Raw genomic sequence first — 18,047 nt, forward strand, 5'->3', positions numbered from 1 at the left:
TGGGCACGGGGGTCCGCCGGCGCTTTTTCCGTTCTTGTGTGTCGGCCCGCCCCCCCCCCCCCCCCCCCCCCCCCCCCCCCCCCCCCCCGCCAGGTGCACGAGCCTTGGGTACGGGGGGAACCCCGGCTCCGTGCGACGGCCGATGACCAGTCGGCTCACTCAGTACTGCGTCACGGACCGCGAAAACGTCACACCTGACGCGGAGATTTTTCCACGGCCCGCGAAACCGCAGGTCAGGATCGTGCGAACGGGGCCGTTCGGGACGCGGTGCCGGCCGGGCCCGGCGCGGTGCCCGGCTGCTTCCCGCGCGGTGCGCCGGGGCCCGGGGCGAAGGCGGAGGGACGGGGGGCGGGTACGGCGCCGCCGCGGTGCCGTCCGCCGTGGCCGGGACCGGAACCGGGACGGGCGGAGGCGTCGTCGCCACCCCGGCCGCTGTCCCGGCCGCCGCCCTTGCCGCCTTGGCCGCCGCCCTTGTCCTTCTTCTCCTTCTCCTGCTCCTGCTTGTCCTTGCCGGCGTCCTCGCTCCGGCCGTTCGCGGTGCCGGGCGCGTGGCCGCCGTCGGCCAGCAGGACCGCGCAGTAGCGGGTCGTCCGGCCGGGGCCGCCCGCCAGGTGCTCCAGGGCGCGTCGGCGTCCGGCGTCCAGGCCCTTGCCGTCCCGCAGCGCACGGCAGGCGTCGGCGGGGCGGAGCCATTCGGTGCCGGGGTGCGCGGAGGGGGCGCCGGAGCCGGGCGCGGTGCTCCGGCCGGGGTCGTCGTCCGGCCGGCCGGTCCCGCCGGAACCGGTACCGCCGCTCTCCTCGGGCCGTGCGCCCGGAGTGCCCGCGACACCCGGGGCGCCGGGGTCGGGCGCGGCCGGCGGGGACGCGGAGGCGAGCGGCTGTCCGGTCGTCGTACCGGTGGTGGCGGAGACGGCGGGGCGGGGCGCGGCATCGCCGAACGGCGTGGGCAGTACTCCGCTGCCCGCGGCCACGGCGACCCCGCCGAGGGTGCCGACGGCCAGCGCGGCGGCGAGCGCCAGGCGCGCCGGGCGGACCCGGCGGGGGCGCCGGGCCGGGATTCCGGTACGGGCCGGGCCGGTGACGCGGATCAGGCCGGTGTCGGCGCCGGACGCCGGCGCGCGGGCGGCGGAGGGGGCGTGCGCGGCGGCGGTGCGCTCCGCCTCGGCGGCCTCGCGGACCTTGCGGAACGCGGCCAGGGCGGCCTGCTCGCCGGGGAGTTCACCGGTGGCCGGGGCCGCCCCGGCGGACAGCGCGCCGAGCGCCCGGGAGAGGCGTTCGGCCTGGTCACGGGCAGAGGGGTCGACGGCTTCCGGTGACTCGCCGCGCAGCAGACGTTCCGCCGTCCCACGGTCCAGCCACTTGTCCTGCTCGTCGGCCATCACATGTCCTTCTGCGTCCGCGCACGCGTATGCGTCACAGTTGCGGACGTCACCGCGCCACGGCGCGGTTCTCGCTGCGGCGGGAGGGCGTCGAGGCCGCCCGCCGATTCCGGATCCGCGCCGATCAGTTCGGCGAGCCGTTTCAGCCCGCGGTGCGCCGCGGTACGGACGGCACCCGCGCGTTTGCCGAGCGTCTCGGCGGCGGTCTTGGCGTCCAGGCCGACGACCACGCGCAGGACGACCGCCTCGGCCTGGTCCTGCGGGAGCCGGGCGATCAGGGACAGGGTGCTGTCGGTGGACAGGGCCTCGATGGCCTCCCCGGCCGTGTCGGACTCCGCGGGCCGGCCGGTCAGCTCGGTCTCGTCGCCGCCTATGGCGGGGCGCCGGCCGCGCATGCGGATGTGGTCCAGGGCGCGGTTGCGGGCGATCCGGGCGGCCCAGCCGCGGAACCGGTCGGCGTCGCCGCTGAAGCGGTCCAGGTCGCGGGCGATCTGGAGCCAGGCCTCGGAGGCGACGTCCTCGGCGTCCGGGTCGCCGACGAGGGTGCGGACGTACCCCAGCAGCCGGGGATGCACCGCGCGGTACATCGTGCGGAACGCGGTCTCGTCCCCGCCCTGTGCCGCGCGCACCGCGGCGGTCAGCTCCGCGTCGTCCCCCAGCACCGTACTCCCTTTACGCCTGTCTTCGGTCGGCGCGAAAGGCACGTTACGGCGTGAAAGGGCTGCTCGTCCATGACCATGGAAGATGCAACTGACTCGTGACCGGGGGACCGTGTGCGCACGGTGAGGACGTGTTGTGGCCGGGTGTGACAGAAACGGCACGCACGGCGCTGAAGGAAGTACGGGCCGTGCTCGGCCCGTCCGCGCGACGGCCGGGGCCTCTCCTGTGGGGGGTGGCGGCCCCGGCCGTTCGCCTTCGCGGCCACGGCGGTGCGCCCGGCCTCCGGGCCGACGCCCTCACTCGTGGTACGGCGGCGAACCGCCTCTCCGGCGCGAGGACACGTACGCGCGCCCACGGCCGCCGCGTCGCCGTTCAGCCCTGCTCGTCCCCGTCCCGGACCTGGAACCCGCGTCCGGGACCGGCCTCCCGCGTGCCGTCGGCGGCCAGCCGGCGGGCCAGGCGGCGCAGGCCCCGGTAGGCGGCCGTGCGCACGGCGCCGGGGCGTTTGCCGAGGACACGGGCGGCGGCCGGACCGTCGAGGCCGACGACCACCCGCAGCAGCACGGCCTCGGCCTGGTCCCGGGGCAGCGCGCGCACCAGCTCCAGCGCCCGTGCGGTGGACAGCGCCTCCAGGGCCTGGTCGTGGGTGCTGTGCCGGCCGGGCAGGTCCAGGGCGTCCTGCTCCAGCGGCGCGGACCGGGGCCGGACCCGTTGCCGGCGCAGGTGGTCCAGGGCGCGGTGGCGGGCGATGGTCGCGGTCCAGCCGCGGAAGCCGGCCCCGTCGCCCCGGAACCGGCCGAGGTCCCGGGCGATCTCCAGCCAGGCCTCGGAGGCGACGTCCTCCGCCTCCTCGCCGACCAGGCCCCGCAGATAGCCCAGCAGCCCGGGGTGCACGATCCGGTAGGCCACCGCGAAGGCGGTCTCGTCGCCGTCCTGGGCCCGCGCGACGGCCGCGCCCAGCTCCTCGTCCCGCGGCTGCGGGCGGCGGGGTACCCCTCCCTGGCCCAAGACCGTCCTCGTTCGTGCCGAGTTCCTGGCCACTGCGTGGCGCCTGCCTCACGGCGCGACACGCTCCGGCCGTGTCGGTCGCCCTTCACGATCATCAGCGCCGGTCCCGACGGAAGTGTCACAGCCGGACGGCGTCCGGCCCGGCCGGTCTCAGGGGGGTGTGGTCGCGTCCCGGCACAGCAGCCGGAGCGAGCCGTGGCCGCCGTAGCAGCGGCGGGCCTCGTCGATGGGGTCCCACAGCCGGCCGTCCGGGGTGCGTACCCAGTGTTCGCCGCCCGTCGCCCACCACTCGGCGCCGGTCCGGCGGACGACGACCTCGCCGGCGTAGGCGCCGAAGCCGCGCAGGACGCCGCGGACGGCGGCGTACGGCGGTCGCTCCCGGCGTATCTCCTCGATCATCCGGTCCACCCGCCACAGACTCCGCGCCGAGTAGTCGAGCCACACCCGGGCGCCCTCGCGCATCGTCGCCACCGCATCCGCCGCCCACCGCGCGGGTCTCGCCGCGGCCTGCGGCCTGGTCTCCTGCCGTACCGTTTCGTACCGGGCCGTCGGATGAACTGTCGCACCGGCCGTCGCACGGCCTGTCGCGGCGGCTGTCACTTGGGCTGTCACGTGGGCTGTCACATAGGGAAGAGCGAGCGGGGGCGGGGTCGCGTCACCGGGTTCCGGCCCGTTTCGCCAAACGTTTCGCCAACCGCCGCAGGACCACCCCACCTCCACCGCACGAAGGTCACAGGCCCGCACCCGCCCGGCCGCGCGCCCGGCGCGAGACCACCGCGCGCGGCAAAGCCGCGGGGCGGTGCGGTTCGGGGTGCGTGCCGTGGTGGGCCCCACCCCGGCGCACGCGTCAGTCCCCGTCGCCGTCGGCGGCCCTCCGCCGACACCTCCAGCGCCCGGCGCAGTCCCTGCGCGCCGTACCCGGTAAGGAGTTCCAGAGCGAGCGCCGTCGGTGGCACCGGCGCATGCGTTCCTGACGTGCGCGCGGCCACCGGAACACGGGCGGACGCCGCCGGGCGTCCACCCGTATCTCAGCCGAGCCGGTCCGACAGTTCGCGGAACTCCGTCCAGGACAGCGCGGGGCTGCCCGGGTCCCACAGCTTCTGCACGGTGGCCCGCAGCGGCATCCGGATCCCGGCGGCGACCTGGGCCTCGGTCTGCGCGTGCGGGAAGTCGCACCACACCGCGAACGACCCGCCGAGGATCCGCCCGTCGTAGCGGGCGGGCACGGCGGTCGTGCCGCGCAGCACCCGCGGGGTCCACTGCTCGTAGATCCGCCGCCCGGTCGGGTAGACGAAGGTCTGCGGCTGGCCGAGGACGTAGTAGAGGAACTCGTCGTTGTAGTTGAGCACCTGGCGGCCGGCACCCAGGTACTCGGCCGGGGGCCGGGCGCCGATCTCCTTGCCGGTCCAGTAGGCGACCTGGAGCTTCGGGTCGGGCCGTACGGAGGTGTTCCGGAAGAAGCCGTCGTTCCAGGCCCGTACGGTCCTGCCGTGGGCGCGGACGGTGGCGGCGCGGTCGTCGAGCCAGCCGGTGGTGAGGTCGGCGACGGTCCCGCCGGGCCCGTACGCGCGCCGCGCGGCCGCGGCCAGCCGCGGGTACGTGGCCTGCGGGTCCCGTACGGTCAGCGCCTGGTACTCGTCCCCGCCCAGGTGCCACCGGCCGCCGGTGAACAGGCCGGCGTACTCGTTCAGCAGGTCGTCGACGAGCCGGGCCGAGGCGGGGTTGGAGATGTCGATCGCGCCGCGTGTCACCACCCCGCTCGCGTTGCGCAGCATCAGGTCGGGGTGGGCGGCGAGGGCCGCGCCGAGGTGTCCCGGGGAGTCGATCTCGGGGACGACGGTGATGTGCCGGCTGTCCGCGAGCGCCACGATCTTCTTGACCTGCGCCTTCGTCAGGTGGACGGCGGAGACGATCTCGGGGTGGCTGTCGGATGCGATCCGGAAGGCCTGGTCGTCGGAGAAGTGCAGGCCCAGCTCGTTGAACTTCAGGTCCCCCAGCTCGCGTATCCGGTCCTCGATCCAGGAGGCGGAGAACGGTTTGCGCGCGATGTCCAGCATGAATCCGCGCACCGGCTTGGCCGGCTGGTCGCGCACGACGCCCTCCGGTGCCGTGCCGCCGCCGTGGACCGCCTGCTTGAGGGTGCGGGTGCCGTAGAAGACACCGGCCTCGCCGGGCCCGCTGATGTCGACCCGGCCGTCGCGGACGGTCAGGGTGTACGACTCCTGGTTCCCGCCTCCGCCGCCGAGCGCGAGCCGGACGTCGCCCGCCCGGGCGTCGTTCCTCTCCCCCGCGTACACCAGCCCCAGCTCCCCGGCCGTCAGCCGTCCCTCGTCGGCGAGCGCCGGGTCGGCCACCACCACCCGCGCCCCGGGCCGGGGCCGCCAGCCGGGGCCGCGCGCCGGGGTGTGGGAGCGGACCGCGGGAATCGTGCGCGGCGCCCGGGAGAGGGGGTACGACCGGCTCGGACTCGGACTCGGGCTCGGTGCCGCCGAGGGGCTGTCCGGGGCCGTGGGGTCGGCCTGCGGGGCGGCCACCCTGCCGGACGAGGGCTGCCGGGCGGTGTGCGCCGCGGGCCCGCCGCCGTCGGCCGAGGCCCACACGCCGAAGCCCGCGCCGAGAGCGACCGTCCCGGCGAAGGCGACGGCCGTCACCGCCCGCTTCCGTGTCACCTGTCGCACCTGGTCCCGGCGCCTGTGCCTGTGCTGGGTCACCCTGACAACGTACGACCGTTCCCCGGTTCAGCGGTCAGCCGGACGACGCGAAACTCTGCCGTTCGAGTGAAATTCGGTTATCGCTCGGACGCCGTATGACCACTCTCGATAACCTGACGACACTCACATCCTTCACACAAACCCCTTCCGCACCCCCTGTGACGCGAGGACCCACGCTGCCCGGCCATTCCCTGCCTTCCCTCCCCAAGCCGCTCGACGCCTTCAACACCGCCGCCGCCGGCGAGGCGCGCACCCTGCTCCTGCACTGCCTGCGCAGCCCGCGCTGGTCGGACCGGCTCGCCGCGCACCGCCCCTATCCCGACCTGGACGCCCTGCTGGCCGCGGCCGACGAGGCGGCGTACGACCTCTCCCCGGCCGACCTGTCCCAGGCCCTGGCCGGCGAGTCCCTGCCCGAGCTGCCGGAGGACATCTACTCGGCCGCCCACATGGCCTGGAGCGCGGCCCACGCGGCCTACGAAGCCCGGTTCGGGCACGCGTTCGTCATCTACCTGGGCGACGTGCCCCCGGACGAGGGGCTCGACCGCATCCTCGAAGCGATCCGGTCACGATTGGCGAACGATCCCGAGGAGGAACGGGTGACGGCGGCGGAGGAGCTCCGGCGCCTGGCGCGGGGACGGCTGCGGCTCCTGCTCGGCGGCACGGGGGCCCGTACGACCAGCACAAACGCGCCCTCACCCGGCAAATGAACACATTCACACCCGGCCCACGGCGGACGGCGGCGACCCGGCGCCCGCCCCCGCTAGCCCAACCGCGTGCCAAATTGATCACACAAGGTAGGCCCCCTGTAAGCGGCACGGCGGCACGTGGATACCATGCAGAGGGCCGGTGGACCGTACCCGGCCGGGCCCGACCGACAGTGAAGCCGGCGCGGCCCTAGTCCCCGCTCCCGGAGGGTTCTTCCGTGCCGGCTGGAACGCTGTACCGCGGCCGGGAAGGAATGTGGTCCTGGGTGGCTCACCGAGTCACCGGCGTCCTCATTTTCTTCTTCCTGTTCGTTCATGTGCTGGACACCGCTCTCGTGCGTGTCTCCCCCGAGGACTACGACAAGGTCGTAGCCACGTACAAGACGCCGATCGTCGCGCTGCTGGAGTACGGCCTCGTCGCCGCCATCCTCTTCCACGCGCTCAACGGCCTGCGTGTCATCGCCGTCGACTTCTGGTCGAAGGGCCCGCGCTACCAGAAGCAGATGTTCTGGACCGTGATGGGTGTCTGGATCATCCTGATGATCGGGGCGATCTACCCGGTCCTCGGCCACGCGTACCGCGCACTCTTTGGGAGCTGACGCCGATGTCCACGACTGAAACCACGGCCTCCGGAGTGGGCCCCGTCGAGGGCGCCCCCGTCTACACCGTCGATCATCCGGCCCCGCTGATCGAGGCCCCGCGCAAGCGCACCAAGAAGTCCCCGAAGTCGACCCGGGGCAACTTCGAGCTGGCGGCGTGGCTGTTCATGCGCCTGTCCGGCATCGTGCTGGTGGTCCTCGTCCTCGGCCACCTGCTGATCCAGCTGGTGCTGGACGGCGGCGTCTCCAAGATCGGCTTCGCCTTCGTGGCCGGCCGCTGGGCGTCCCCGTTCTGGCAGGTCTGGGACCTGGTCATGCTGTGGCTGGCCATGCTGCACGGCGCCAACGGCCTGCGCACGGTCATCAACGACTACGCGGAGCGGCCGGCCGGCCGGCTGTGGCTGAAGGCTCTGCTCTACACCGCCACGGTGTTCACCATCCTGCTGGGCACGCTGGTGATCTTCACCTTCGACCCGAACATCCGCTAGGCACGGGGCTGCGAGAATCATGAAGATCCACAAGTACGACACCGTCATCGTCGGCGCCGGCGGCGCGGGCATGCGCGCCGCCATCGAGGCGACGAAGCGCAGCCGCACCGCGGTCCTGACCAAGCTCTACCCCACCCGCTCCCACACGGGCGCCGCGCAGGGCGGCATGGCCGCCGCGCTCGCCAACGTGGAGGAGGACAACTGGGAGTGGCACACCTTCGACACGGTCAAGGGCGGTGACTACCTGGTCGACCAGGACGCCGCCGAGATCCTGGCGAAGGAGGCCATCGACGCCGTCCTCGACCTGGAGAAGATGGGCCTGCCGTTCAACCGGACCCCGAACGGCACCATCGACCAGCGCCGCTTCGGCGGCCACTCCCGCAACCACGGCGAGGCCCCGGTCCGCCGGTCCTGCTACGCCGCGGACCGCACCGGCCACATGATCCTCCAGACGCTGTACCAGAACTGCGTCAAGGAGGGCGTGGAGTTCTTCAACGAGTTCTACGTCCTGGACCAGCTGATCACCGAGGTCGACGGCGTCAAGCGCTCCGCCGGTGTCGTCGCCTACGAGCTGGCGACCGGCGAGATCCACGTCTTCCAGGCGAAGTCCGTGATCTACGCCTCCGGCGGCACCGGCAAGTTCTTCAAGGTGACGTCGAACGCCCACACCCTGACCGGCGACGGCCAGGCGGCGGTCTACCGGCGCGGCCTGCCGCTGGAGGACATGGAGTTCTTCCAGTTCCACCCGACCGGCATCTGGCGCATGGGCATCCTGCTCACCGAGGGCGCCCGCGGCGAGGGCGGCATCCTGCGCAACAAGGACGGCGAGCGCTTCATGGAGAAGTACGCTCCCGTCATGAAGGACCTGGCGTCCCGTGACGTCGTGTCCCGCTCCATCTACACGGAGATCCGCGAGGGCCGCGGCTGCGGTCCCGAGGGTGACCACGTGTACCTGGACCTGACCCACCTGCCGCCAGAGCAGCTGGACGCCAAGCTCCCGGACATCACCGAGTTCGCGCGGACCTACCTCGGCATCGAGCCGTACACGGACCCGATCCCGATCCAGCCGACCGCGCACTACGCGATGGGCGGCATCCCGACGAACGTCGAGGGCGAGGTCCTGGCGGACAACACCACGGTCGTCCCGGGCCTGTACGCGGCCGGCGAGGTCGCCTGTGTCTCCGTGCACGGCGCCAACCGCCTCGGCACCAACTCGCTGCTGGACATCAACGTCTTCGGCCGCCGCGCCGGCATCGCCGCCGCCGAGTACGCGGCCAAGGCCGACTACGTCGAGCTGCCCGAGGCCCCGGAGTCCTTCGTCGTCGAGCAGATCGAGCGGCTGCGCGCCTCCACCGGCAACGAGCGGGTGGCGACCCTGCGCCGCGAGCTGCAGGAGACCATGGACGCCAACGTCATGGTGTTCCGCACCGAGCAGACGATCAAGACGGCGGTCGAGAAGATCGCCGAGCTCAAGGAGCGCTACAAGAACGTGGCGGTCCAGGACAAGGGCAAGCGTTTCAACACGGACCTCCTTGAGGCGATCGAGCTGGGCAACCTGCTCGACCTGGCCGAGGTCATGGCCGTCTCGGCCCTCGCCCGCAAGGAGTCCCGCGGTGGTCACTACCGCGAGGACTACCCGAACCGCGACGACGTCAACTTCATGCGCCACACCATGGCGTACCGCGAGGTCGGCGCCGACGGCTCGGAAACCGTCCGTCTCGACTACAAGCCGGTCGTCCAGACCCGCTACCAGCCGATGGAGCGTAAGTACTGATGGCTACCCCTGTTCTGGACAAGGCGGACGCGGCCGGCCGGCCCGAGCCCGGCTTCGCCGACTCCCCCTACATCACGGTCACCTTCCGCGTCCGCCGGTTCAACCCGGAGGTCTCGGCGGAGGCCACCTGGGAAGACTTCCAGCTGGAGATCGACCCCAAGGAGCGGGTCCTCGACGGTCTGCACAAGATCAAGTGGGACATCGACGGCACCCTCACCTTCCGCCGGTCGTGCGCGCACGGCATCTGCGGCTCGGACGCGATGCGGATCAACGGCAAGAACCGCCTTGCCTGCAAGACGCTGATCAAGGACATCAACCCCGAGAAGCCGATCACGGTCGAGCCCATCAAGGGCCTGACGGTCCTGAAGGACCTGGTCGTGGACATGGAGCCGTTCTTCCAGGCGTACCGGGACGTCATGCCGTTCCTGGTCACCAAGGACACGAACGAGCCGACCCGTGAGCGGCTGCAGTCCGCCGAGGACCGCGAGCGCTTCGACGACACCACGAAGTGCATCCTCTGCGCGGCCTGCACCTCCTCCTGCCCGGTGTTCTGGAACGACGGCCAGTACTTCGGTCCGGCCGCCATCGTGAACGCCCACCGCTTCATCTTCGACAGCCGTGACGAGGCGGGCGAGCAGCGCCTGGAGATCCTGAACGACCGCGACGGCGTGTGGCGCTGCCGCACGACCTTCAACTGCACGGACGCCTGCCCGCGCGGCATCGAGGTCACGAAGGCCATCCAGGAAGTGAAGCGCGCCCTGATCACGCGCCGCTACTGACCCGCGAAGGCACCCCCGAGGGCCCCGCTCCGACCAGGAGCGGGGCCCTCGTCATGTGCGGCGCCTTTTGCCGTAACAAGCACTCCACCTCCAGCGCGACGCCACCGATGCCCGGGGCCAGGACCCACCTACCGCCGGCATTCCTCGCACCGCCGAGCAAGTAATTGACGCAGGTGCAGTAGTCATTCGCACGAATTCGAGAATGGATCGATGCGCCAGTCGGGTTCACCGACGCAGAGCCTCGCGGCAAGAAGGCACCATTACTCGCGTCGTTGATGTCGCTTCCACACTTGGCAGGTTCCTGCCGCGCCGCTGCGGCCTTGGCAGGCACTAGCCACGATATGGTGCGCCGCGGTATCCGCGGGTCGAGTAATCCCGGCGGCCACGAGATTATCGCCGAGATTTCTGGCACGCGGGCGAGGGGTTCGGATACTTGTCCCGACTGGCGGACAACATGGAGGCCGCCCAGATCGGTCTGGCCGGTGAACTCCTTTAGGAAGCAAGACATGTCCCGGCCGGACATCTGTCGCGCCCTAGCCGGAGCGGATCACGCTCTATGAGTCCCGGAGGCTGCGGCCATTCCGGGGGTTTACGATAATTCAGGGAGCGTACCTCAGCCGTTGTGGCACGCTTGGCCGCCGTGTTCCAGGCGTTCGACGCGCTCTTCCCTTCTTCGTAGGTCTGCATGAACTGGCTCTGAGTCGGCAGCAGTTGGCCCGGACGCAATTCGCCGTCCCGGATCTGCTGACGCAGGTCTCGTGATCAAGGAGCTGTTGGGTCACGCCCCCATCGGCGTCTACGCCCATGTACGACTCCGACTCCAACGCCAAGCCATAGACACCCTCGGCAACACGGCCCGACCGACGACGAACCTGACGCCCAGCCGACTGTAGCCGTGGTCCGCTGACGCTGCTCAGACGCGCCAGAAGCCCCACCGGATTCTCCTATGGGGCTTCTGAGTTTCTACGCCAATCATGATGATATGAGGCAGTAGAAAGACCCATACGACGTCAGCCTGATGCGCCTTGGGCAACCTCCCTGGCTTCATTCAGGAGGCGTTCCACTTCAGCTTTCCACTCATCTCCGCGGCCTTCATCGACCCACAGGCCATAAGCCTCGGAATCCTCTTGCAGAACCCTGGAAAGAGCCGAAACGACCAGCGAGAAGAAGGGGGACGGAATGTCGGGAACCGAATCCAACAGCTCTACCGACTCGAGGACACTGTCCCTTCCTTTGACCTTCGCCAAAGCAACAGCCGAAGCAGCTACCGCCGGCTCACCCAAGTCGCGATCAAGGTAGTCTCCGGGCTCGACCTCAGTCGCGGACGACAACGCCTCACGCAGCGCGTCGATCACCTCGCCCCCATCAAGTCCTCGCAGCTCATCGAGCAGATCCATCGCCGAGTCGTTCTCGAATGGCCCTACACCTGAAGCGCTCATACCGTCCACTCACCTCCATTCATCCAGAAAATCACGTGCGGCTTGCAGGTATTGTTGGCGTCGCGGATTGCTGAGTCGGATCGCCCTTTGATTGGCCAAGATTGGCGTGTACCAGTTTTCGGCCATCTCCTCCAGCCCTCGCCTCGCAGCCCGATTATCTGTCCTGTAGAGAACCACGCCCGTCAGACCGGGATAGTCCCGTCGGTGCGTGGCAAGACGGGACTGCAGGTCCGTGGCCATCCCCGTTCGCATCACCGTTCCGTTCTTCGACACCAATGCGTAGATGCCACCCCTGGCATTGGGGTCACCTATGGCCTGGTGCGATGGGCTGAGGAGGCCCACCGTCGGACATCCGTCGGAATTGTGGACGAGGACCGGAGTCCGCCCCGCCAGCACATAGTACGTGTGCAGGTCGTCGACAGTGAGGTTGTACGTCCGGGACCGCTGGGTGAAGGCGTGGTTGCCTGTGACGATGACCGTGTCGCCCTTTTCGGTGCGCAGGGTCATGCCCGGCGTGAGGTCGCCGGCCGGGATCCAGTCGTTTCGTGACGGGGACCAGAAGGGGTGCTCGTGGGTGGCGGTGAGCTTCTCGATGCCGTCCTTGGTGGCGATGGACAGCTCGTTGAAGTACTTGTCTCCCTCGGTCCGGATCAGACGAGTGACCTTCCGGGAAGCCGTTTCGCCGGTCTTCGGATCGGTCGCCAGGACCTTGTCACCGAGCTCGACGTCCTCGATGTCCTTGGTCGAGCCGTTCGCCATGAGAACGTCCGTGCCGGCCAGGAAACATTTGCAGCCGGGCAGCTTGCGGGCCTTGGCGACGTCATCCGCTTGCTTGCCGAGCTTGACCAACTTGAACGGCTTGCCCCACGGCACATCGGCCAGGAGCGGAGCGCAGTTGCCGATCGAGACGTCGTCCGCGCATTCACCAGCCTGGTCGGCGTCGAAGACGAAGAAGTTGAACAGGTCCTTCGCCTGTTGCTTGCGGCGGTTTCCTCCCAGTGGCGCGACGCCCTTGTAGATACCGCCACCGACACCGACCGTGACGTAGGACTTGGTCTTGTAGCGTCCATCGGTGTGCGTGTAGGTGTACAGCGTCGAGCCGTCGTCACGGGACTCCGTCTCGTACTGGGTCATGTGCTGGGTCCAGCGGCCGTCGTCGTCCTGGGTGAACCACTCCTTGGTGCGCGGCTCGCAATCACCCAGATCACAAAGGCCCACGGGGCGCAGGCCGTCGGGGTCGGAGGTGGACACCGGGCTGTTGCGGGCGTAGGTGTATCCGTTGATCTGAAGCGGGTCGGTTACGTCCATGACCGGGTCGGCGGACAGGAAACGGCCGGCGCTCTGGTCGTACTCACGGGCCCCTATGTGGGTCAGGCCGGTGGCCGTGTCGTCGATGCCGGTACCGAGGTAACCCCGCTTGTTCGGCCAGGAGGACGGCTTGGTGCCGCGGACCTCGCCGTACGGCTTGAAGGCGCGGCGTGTGACAGCCTGTCCGGATGCCGCATCGACAGACGTGTTGGCCGTGCCCAAGTGGTCGGCGACCAGGATGCTGAGCTTGTGGCCGCTGGTCGAGCCGTTGCTCGTGGTCCGCACGACCGTGGGCGCACCGGACTGGGTGTAGGAGCGCGAGGCGCGGGTGATGGTGCCCGTCGCGCTCGTCGTCAGTTCCGTCTCGCCCAGGTACAGGGTCGAACCGGAGGCCGAGTTCTCCAGGATGCGGTTGCCGTCGGCATCGTAGACGTAGGTCGTCTTCTTGCCGCCCTCGGTGATCGACTCCAATTTGTTCTCGGGCGACCACGCCAGATTCTGCGTGCGGTCGGCCAGGTCCCGCACTTCCGTGTTGCCGGTCGCGTCGTAGGTGTAGACGCCGTCATTGCCGGTCGAGGTGGAGCTGATTGACGTGGCGGTGTGGGGTTGTGTTCTGGCACCGCCCGTGCCTGCCTTGCCGTAGCCGTAAGTAAACGTGGTGTTCTTCGTCGCGTCGGCCGTGTCGTGCTCGGTCAAGGTGGCTCGGTTGCCGAGCCAGTCGAAGGTGTACGACTGGCGGTAGGCCGTACCGCCGGTGGAAACGGTGGCCGCATCGGGTGCCGCGGCGGCGTGTGTCGAGGTCAGCGTCGAGTCGGGACTGCCGGCGTCCGTGGCCTCGTCGGGGGCGTCAGCGACCGGGCCCGAGGCGGGCGCGTAGTCGGTGCGAGGCCCCCAGGTGCCCCCGTTGGCCGCCTTGCAGCCGGTGCCGTTGCCGGCCGGTGTGACCTTCGAGGTCCAGGCGTGCACCAACTCGCCGAGGGCGTCGTAGGTGAAGCACTGGGTGTCCCAGGACTCCCCGGCCGCATCGGAAAGCTTGCGGGCATTGGCGGTGATGATGCCGGAGGCGTCGTAGGAGTAGTAGCCGTCGGTGATGCGGTGGGGTCCGCTGGTCTCTCGGTCGGTGACCGTGCGCTGGAGCCGGCCTGTGTGCGGGTCGACAAAGTTCGTCGTCCACACCCGGTAGGGCTGGGCGGCGGAGACTGTGCGCAGTACCTCGCCGTAGGGCGAGTAGGTCGCGTCGGACGTGTACCAGGACAGGCCGGAGGTCGACTCGGGAAGCCCGTCCGCGTTGTAACGGGTGACGACCTTCTCGTTCGCCAGACCACCCTTGGCCGGCAGAGTCACCGTCAGCGGCTTGCCCGTCGGCGTGTACGTGTAGGTGTACGGGTACGTTCCGGACAGCCCTGCGGTCATCGAGTTCGCCGGGATGACGGTCTCTGTACCCGTGACGTGGTACTCGGTGTCATACCCGGTGACCCGGTTGACGTAGTCGCCGTCGGTCGTGTGCCGGATGGAGACGCTCGGCTTACCGAGCCCGCCGGGGGTCTCGTCGTAGGTGTACTCACGGACCGGACTGCCGGTCGCGGAGCCCTGTCGCACAAAGCGGACTCTTCCGAGCAGGTCGTACTCGGTGAAGACCTCCTGCTTGCGCGCGTTGCGGGCACGGCTGGGCCGGTCGGCGTCGTCGTACCAGGTCTCCGTGGTGCCGGTGTCCGGGTCGGTGGCCGAGGTGGGACGACCGCGGGCGTCGAAGGCGTACGACCAGACGTTGCCGGCGGAGTCGGTGACCTTGCTGCGGTTGCCGCGTGCGTCGTACTCGTAGGTGGTGCTGCGGCCGGCGGTCGAGCTCGACTCCGGTTTGCTGTAGTGCTTGACGGAACTGATCCGGCCGAGCGCGTCGTAGTAGGTCCGGATCCTGGGGGCAGTGGAGCCCGCCGGGTCCACATAGGTGCTGGTGTCGCTGTAGGTGGTGTACGTGGCGTATTTGTAGTCACCGCCGTGGTACGTGGCCGAGCGGACCTCACGCTCCAGACCGTCATAGCGGTGCTTGACCCAGTTGGGTATCAGCGTTTTGGACTTGGGAGCGAACAACTCGGTGGCGGGGTCGCCCTTCGCCAGGTAGCCGCCGGTCTTTTCGCTGATGAGGCCGTGGTCGTCGTAAGAGGTGTCGATGATGATCCGACCAGGGCCGTGGGCCTCACTCTGTTTCTGCACCTCTCGTTGGAGGCCGTCGTAGAGAGTTACCTCACGGGAATAGGTGCCGTCGTCCTTGAGCGCCCGCACGGTGATCGCGGCCGGACGGTTCTCCTCAGGGGTCGCGATGGCCATCTGATAGGAGATCTGCACGGTCGGCGACTGGCCGACGGACGAGCGGGACGGTGACCAGCCCTTCACCAGACGGCCCAGTGCGTCGTACTCGTCGCGGGTGACACGGCCATTGGGATCCGTGACGGTCAGGGCGAGGCCGCGTCCGGGGTCGTAGGTCGTGGTGGTGGTGTGGCCCTTCGCGTTGATGGACTTGACCTCGGTGACCGGGCCTCCCTCGTCGCCGGGGGTGTACTTGGTCTCGGTCGTACCGGTGCCGGGGGCGGTGACCGTGCGAACCCTGCCCAGAGGGTCGTAGGTGGTCTTGACGACGAAGGAGTACGCGGTTCCGGCGCCGTCGATCTCGGCCTTGGACGTGACCAGACCCCTGACCGGCGCGGCCCCGTAGGCCAGGTCGTCGTAGGTGTTCCGGACCGCCGACTTGAGTTTGGTGGCAGGGTCGGCCGTGGCCTGGACGGCACAGTCGGTACCGGTGACACGCTGTTCCTGGGGCAGGCCGATGAGCCAGGCCGAGGTGTTGTGCAGGTATGTCGTGGTGGTGCACGTCTGGTCGGAAAGGGACTCACCGGTGCCGTCGGGCTTTACGACAGACGTCTCCACCTGGAGCGGCAAACCGTAGGCGTCGTCGTACGTGGTCAGCGTGCGCACGGCGCGCCAGCTGGAGTCGACGGTCTGGATCTGGTCCGTACGCCTGGTGCCGACGCGGTGTGCGAGCAGCGGCTCGCCGGCCGTGCCGTCCTCGTTCTCCCTGGCCCGGGAGGCCGTCTGCCGGGACTCGGGGAAGGCCAGGTTCCGCTTCGAGATCTTGCCGTCGGAGTCGAGGTAGGTGATGATCTCGGCGGTCATGCCCGCGTACTGCGGGGCGTCGTCCGCGAGCAGGGTATAGGTCCCGGTGGAATCCTTCACCGCGCCGCCCAGGCCCTGGAAATAGCGGGTGACCGTGTACGACTGGGGGTTGACCTGGCCCGCCTCGGAGACGGTCTTGCTGCCCTTGCGGACCGAGACCTGCCGGTAGCCCTTCCAGTCGCTGTAGGTGCGCAGGGACGGGCGGGTGAACTCGTCGTCGCTCTTGGCCCAGGCCGGGCCGGAGTAGGAGTAGGTGGTGACGACCGGTTTTCCGTGTGAGGTGACCTTGTCGGTCTCGGTGACGGAGGCGACTACGTACTTGTTGAACCAGGACTTCTTCGGGGTGCGTTCGTCGCCGTCGGGCGACCAGCGGACCGGGTAACAGGTGCCGTTGGCCTTGCCCTTGTCCTCGGCGGGCTGGCTCGCACAGCCGCCGGTGTACTCGACCTCGGTGTCGCCGCCGTACTCGGTGGAGACGGTGCCGATGCGGGGCCGGGTGAAGCCGGGGCGCTGGTCGCTCTTACCGGCCGGGACCAGGTTGGGCAGCTGGCGGTCCTTGAGGCGCGCACGCAGCGGCGACGTCGCGCCCACGGTGTAGGCCGAGAAGCTGACGCCGTCCTTGGACTGGAGGGTGCCGGTGCTGTCACCGGGAGCGTACCCGGTGCGGCTGAGGGAGTTCAGCCACAGGCCTGGCGCGCTGTCGTACCAGTCCTCCGGGAAGGACTGGTGCAACGTGTACTTGTCGACCGGGCCGAGGCCCGTCTGGCCGGCGCGGGCCGCCTTGGTGGTGACGGTGTCCAGGCGCAGTTGGGTCCAGAAGGAGGGGAACGGCGGGCAGAGCTTCGAGGTCGACTTGCAGTTGAGGTTGCCGGGGGTGTCCCACCAGGGGCGGTAGGCACCGGGGTCGTCGGTCTTGGCGAACTTGGCGGGGTCGCAGGCCGTGACCGATACCAGGCAGCGCTGCTCGACGCCGAACTCCACCTTCGCGGATGGCTTGGTCAGATCACTGCGCATCCCGTATTCGATGACCGTCGGGTAGGCGTAGCGGTCGTACTGCTCCGGCGACTTGAACTTCTTGCGCACGGCGTAGTAGTTGGTCTCCTGCTTCCAGGAGACGACCATCGTGTTGCCGTGCACGTCGACGACTTTGTCCAGGCCCCACCGCCAGGCCTGCTGCTTTCCGGCGCCGCAGCGGGAGTCGGCGAAGGCGTCGGCGTGGCAGGGCTCCTTGGGGTGATTACCGAAGACGGGCACGGTCGAGACGGAACCGGTGTCGGCGTGGCCGCCTCCGACCTTGTTGAGGCCGTAGTAGTGCTTCGTGCCATCCCGCGTGGTGACGATCCAGTACTCGCCGTTGTTGTCGTCGTTGTCGCCGCCGACCTTGTGCTCGATGCGTGTGCCGTCGTCCTGCTGGGGGCGGTAGATCTCGGTATCAGTCTCCGGGTCACTGCCGGAGGTGGCGGCACGGACCAGCTCGGTGGTCCGGCCGTTGAGGGACATCACCGCGTTGTACGACACCCAGCAGAGGTCGGACGTCTTGTCCTTCTTGGCCGTGTTGTTGGGAGCACCGGTGTCAAGGGTCTTCCGGTCGTCCTTGCAACTGCGGTAGCGACGCTCGATGTACCCCGGGTCGTAGTTCCAGCCCTCACCGATCCACGAGGCCTGGGGCGAGGAAACAGTGGTACGGCCGTCCACGGCTTGGGAGCTGTACTCGAAGGAGACCTTGGGGGCGGGCCCCGCAGGAGGTGCCGGGATGTTCAGCGGGTAGGACCAGGTGAAGGCGCCCGAGGAACCGGTCACCTCCCACTTGCCGTCGGAGGCGAGCGGGGTCGCCGCGAAGGAACCGCCGTCGCCGGTGCCGGAGTCGACTGCACCGATGACCGCGGTGTCCCCTCCAGTGGCGGCCGGCGCCACAGACGTGGAGGCGCGATAAGCGGTCTGGAACACCCCGTCGCCCTTGGCGGAGGGGACGGAGACGGAGGCGGTGGTCACCGTACCGTCGGCGGCCGGATCGACGGTGGCGGTCA

12 protein-coding genes and 1 pseudogene are annotated in these 18,047 nt (G+C 69.8%); 6 read left to right on the top strand and 7 right to left on the bottom strand.

Annotated features, from left to right (window positions below; translation table 11 throughout):
• Positions 1-233: 233 nt before the first annotated feature.
• The 5 genes from ACZ4W9_RS34535 to ACZ4W9_RS34555 all read right to left on the bottom strand — a co-directional run bounded on the left by ACZ4W9_RS34535 (position 234) and on the right by ACZ4W9_RS34555 (position 5,716).
• The gene (locus tag ACZ4W9_RS34535) at positions 234-1,379 is read right to left on the bottom strand and encodes a hypothetical protein (RefSeq protein WP_467942426.1); all 1,146 of its coding nucleotides are present in this window, start codon (positions 1,377-1,379) and stop codon (positions 234-236) included.
• Positions 1,379-2,041, bottom strand: coding sequence for an RNA polymerase sigma factor (locus ACZ4W9_RS34540; protein WP_467942427.1), 663 nt, complete (start codon positions 2,039-2,041; stop codon positions 1,379-1,381). Before ACZ4W9_RS34540 ends, ACZ4W9_RS34535 begins: the two co-directional genes overlap by 1 nt.
• 370 nt (positions 2,042-2,411) lie before the next feature.
• Positions 2,412-3,047 carry an RNA polymerase sigma factor gene (locus ACZ4W9_RS34545; protein ID WP_467942429.1) on the bottom strand — a complete coding sequence of 212 codons (636 nt, stop codon included), beginning with the start codon at positions 3,045-3,047 and terminating at the stop codon, positions 2,412-2,414.
• 150 nt (positions 3,048-3,197) lie between these two features.
• Positions 3,198-3,509, bottom strand: a complete 312-nt coding sequence (locus ACZ4W9_RS34550) for a hypothetical protein (protein WP_467942430.1) — start codon at positions 3,507-3,509, stop codon at positions 3,198-3,200.
• 566 nt (positions 3,510-4,075) lie between these two features.
• The gene (locus ACZ4W9_RS34555; RefSeq protein WP_467942431.1) at positions 4,076-5,716 is read right to left on the bottom strand and encodes a beta-N-acetylhexosaminidase; all 1,641 of its coding nucleotides are present in this window, start codon (positions 5,714-5,716) and stop codon (positions 4,076-4,078) included.
• A 200-nt stretch (positions 5,717-5,916) separates the two neighbouring features.
• Here ACZ4W9_RS34555 and ACZ4W9_RS34560 point away from each other — a divergent pair, with 200 nt between their 5' ends.
• The 6 genes and pseudogenes from ACZ4W9_RS34560 to ACZ4W9_RS34585 all read left to right on the top strand — a co-directional run.
• Positions 5,917-6,465 (top strand): 2-oxo-4-hydroxy-4-carboxy-5-ureidoimidazoline decarboxylase, encoded by a 549-nt coding sequence (locus tag ACZ4W9_RS34560; RefSeq protein WP_467942433.1) that lies wholly within the window; start codon positions 5,917-5,919, stop codon positions 6,463-6,465.
• A gap of 215 nt (positions 6,466-6,680) precedes the next feature.
• Positions 6,681-7,061 (top strand): succinate dehydrogenase, cytochrome b556 subunit, encoded by a 381-nt coding sequence (gene sdhC / locus ACZ4W9_RS34565; RefSeq protein WP_467942434.1) that lies wholly within the window; start codon positions 6,681-6,683, stop codon positions 7,059-7,061.
• A gap of 5 nt (positions 7,062-7,066) precedes the next feature.
• Positions 7,067-7,549, top strand: coding sequence for a succinate dehydrogenase hydrophobic membrane anchor subunit (locus ACZ4W9_RS34570; RefSeq protein WP_467942435.1), 483 nt, complete (start codon positions 7,067-7,069; stop codon positions 7,547-7,549).
• Between the two features lie 19 nt (positions 7,550-7,568).
• Entirely contained in the window at positions 7,569-9,323 is a 1,755-nt protein-coding gene (sdhA, locus tag ACZ4W9_RS34575; RefSeq protein ID WP_467942437.1) for a succinate dehydrogenase flavoprotein subunit, read from the top strand.
• A complete protein-coding gene (locus ACZ4W9_RS34580; RefSeq protein WP_467942438.1) occupies positions 9,323-10,102 on the top strand; it encodes a succinate dehydrogenase iron-sulfur subunit in 780 nt (259 codons plus the stop codon). Before sdhA ends, ACZ4W9_RS34580 begins: the two co-directional genes overlap by 1 nt.
• A gap of 755 nt (positions 10,103-10,857) precedes the next feature.
• Positions 10,858-11,009 (top strand): annotated as a pseudogene (locus ACZ4W9_RS34585) (tyrosine-type recombinase/integrase); the annotation flags it as partial.
• A 103-nt stretch (positions 11,010-11,112) separates the two neighbouring features.
• Here ACZ4W9_RS34585 and ACZ4W9_RS34590 read toward each other — a convergent pair.
• Both ACZ4W9_RS34590 and ACZ4W9_RS34595 read right to left on the bottom strand, forming a co-directional pair.
• Complete coding sequence (locus ACZ4W9_RS34590) at positions 11,113-11,541, bottom strand: DUF4259 domain-containing protein (RefSeq protein WP_467942439.1); 429 nt, start codon at positions 11,539-11,541, stop codon at positions 11,113-11,115.
• Between the two features lie 9 nt (positions 11,542-11,550).
• On the bottom strand, positions 11,551-18,012 hold the full coding sequence (locus ACZ4W9_RS34595; RefSeq protein WP_467942441.1) for a polymorphic toxin-type HINT domain-containing protein: 6,462 nt from the start codon (positions 18,010-18,012) through the stop codon (positions 11,551-11,553).
• Positions 18,013-18,047 lie beyond the last annotated feature (35 nt).

This window comes from Streptomyces sp. NPDC029296 (genome assembly GCF_055569255.1).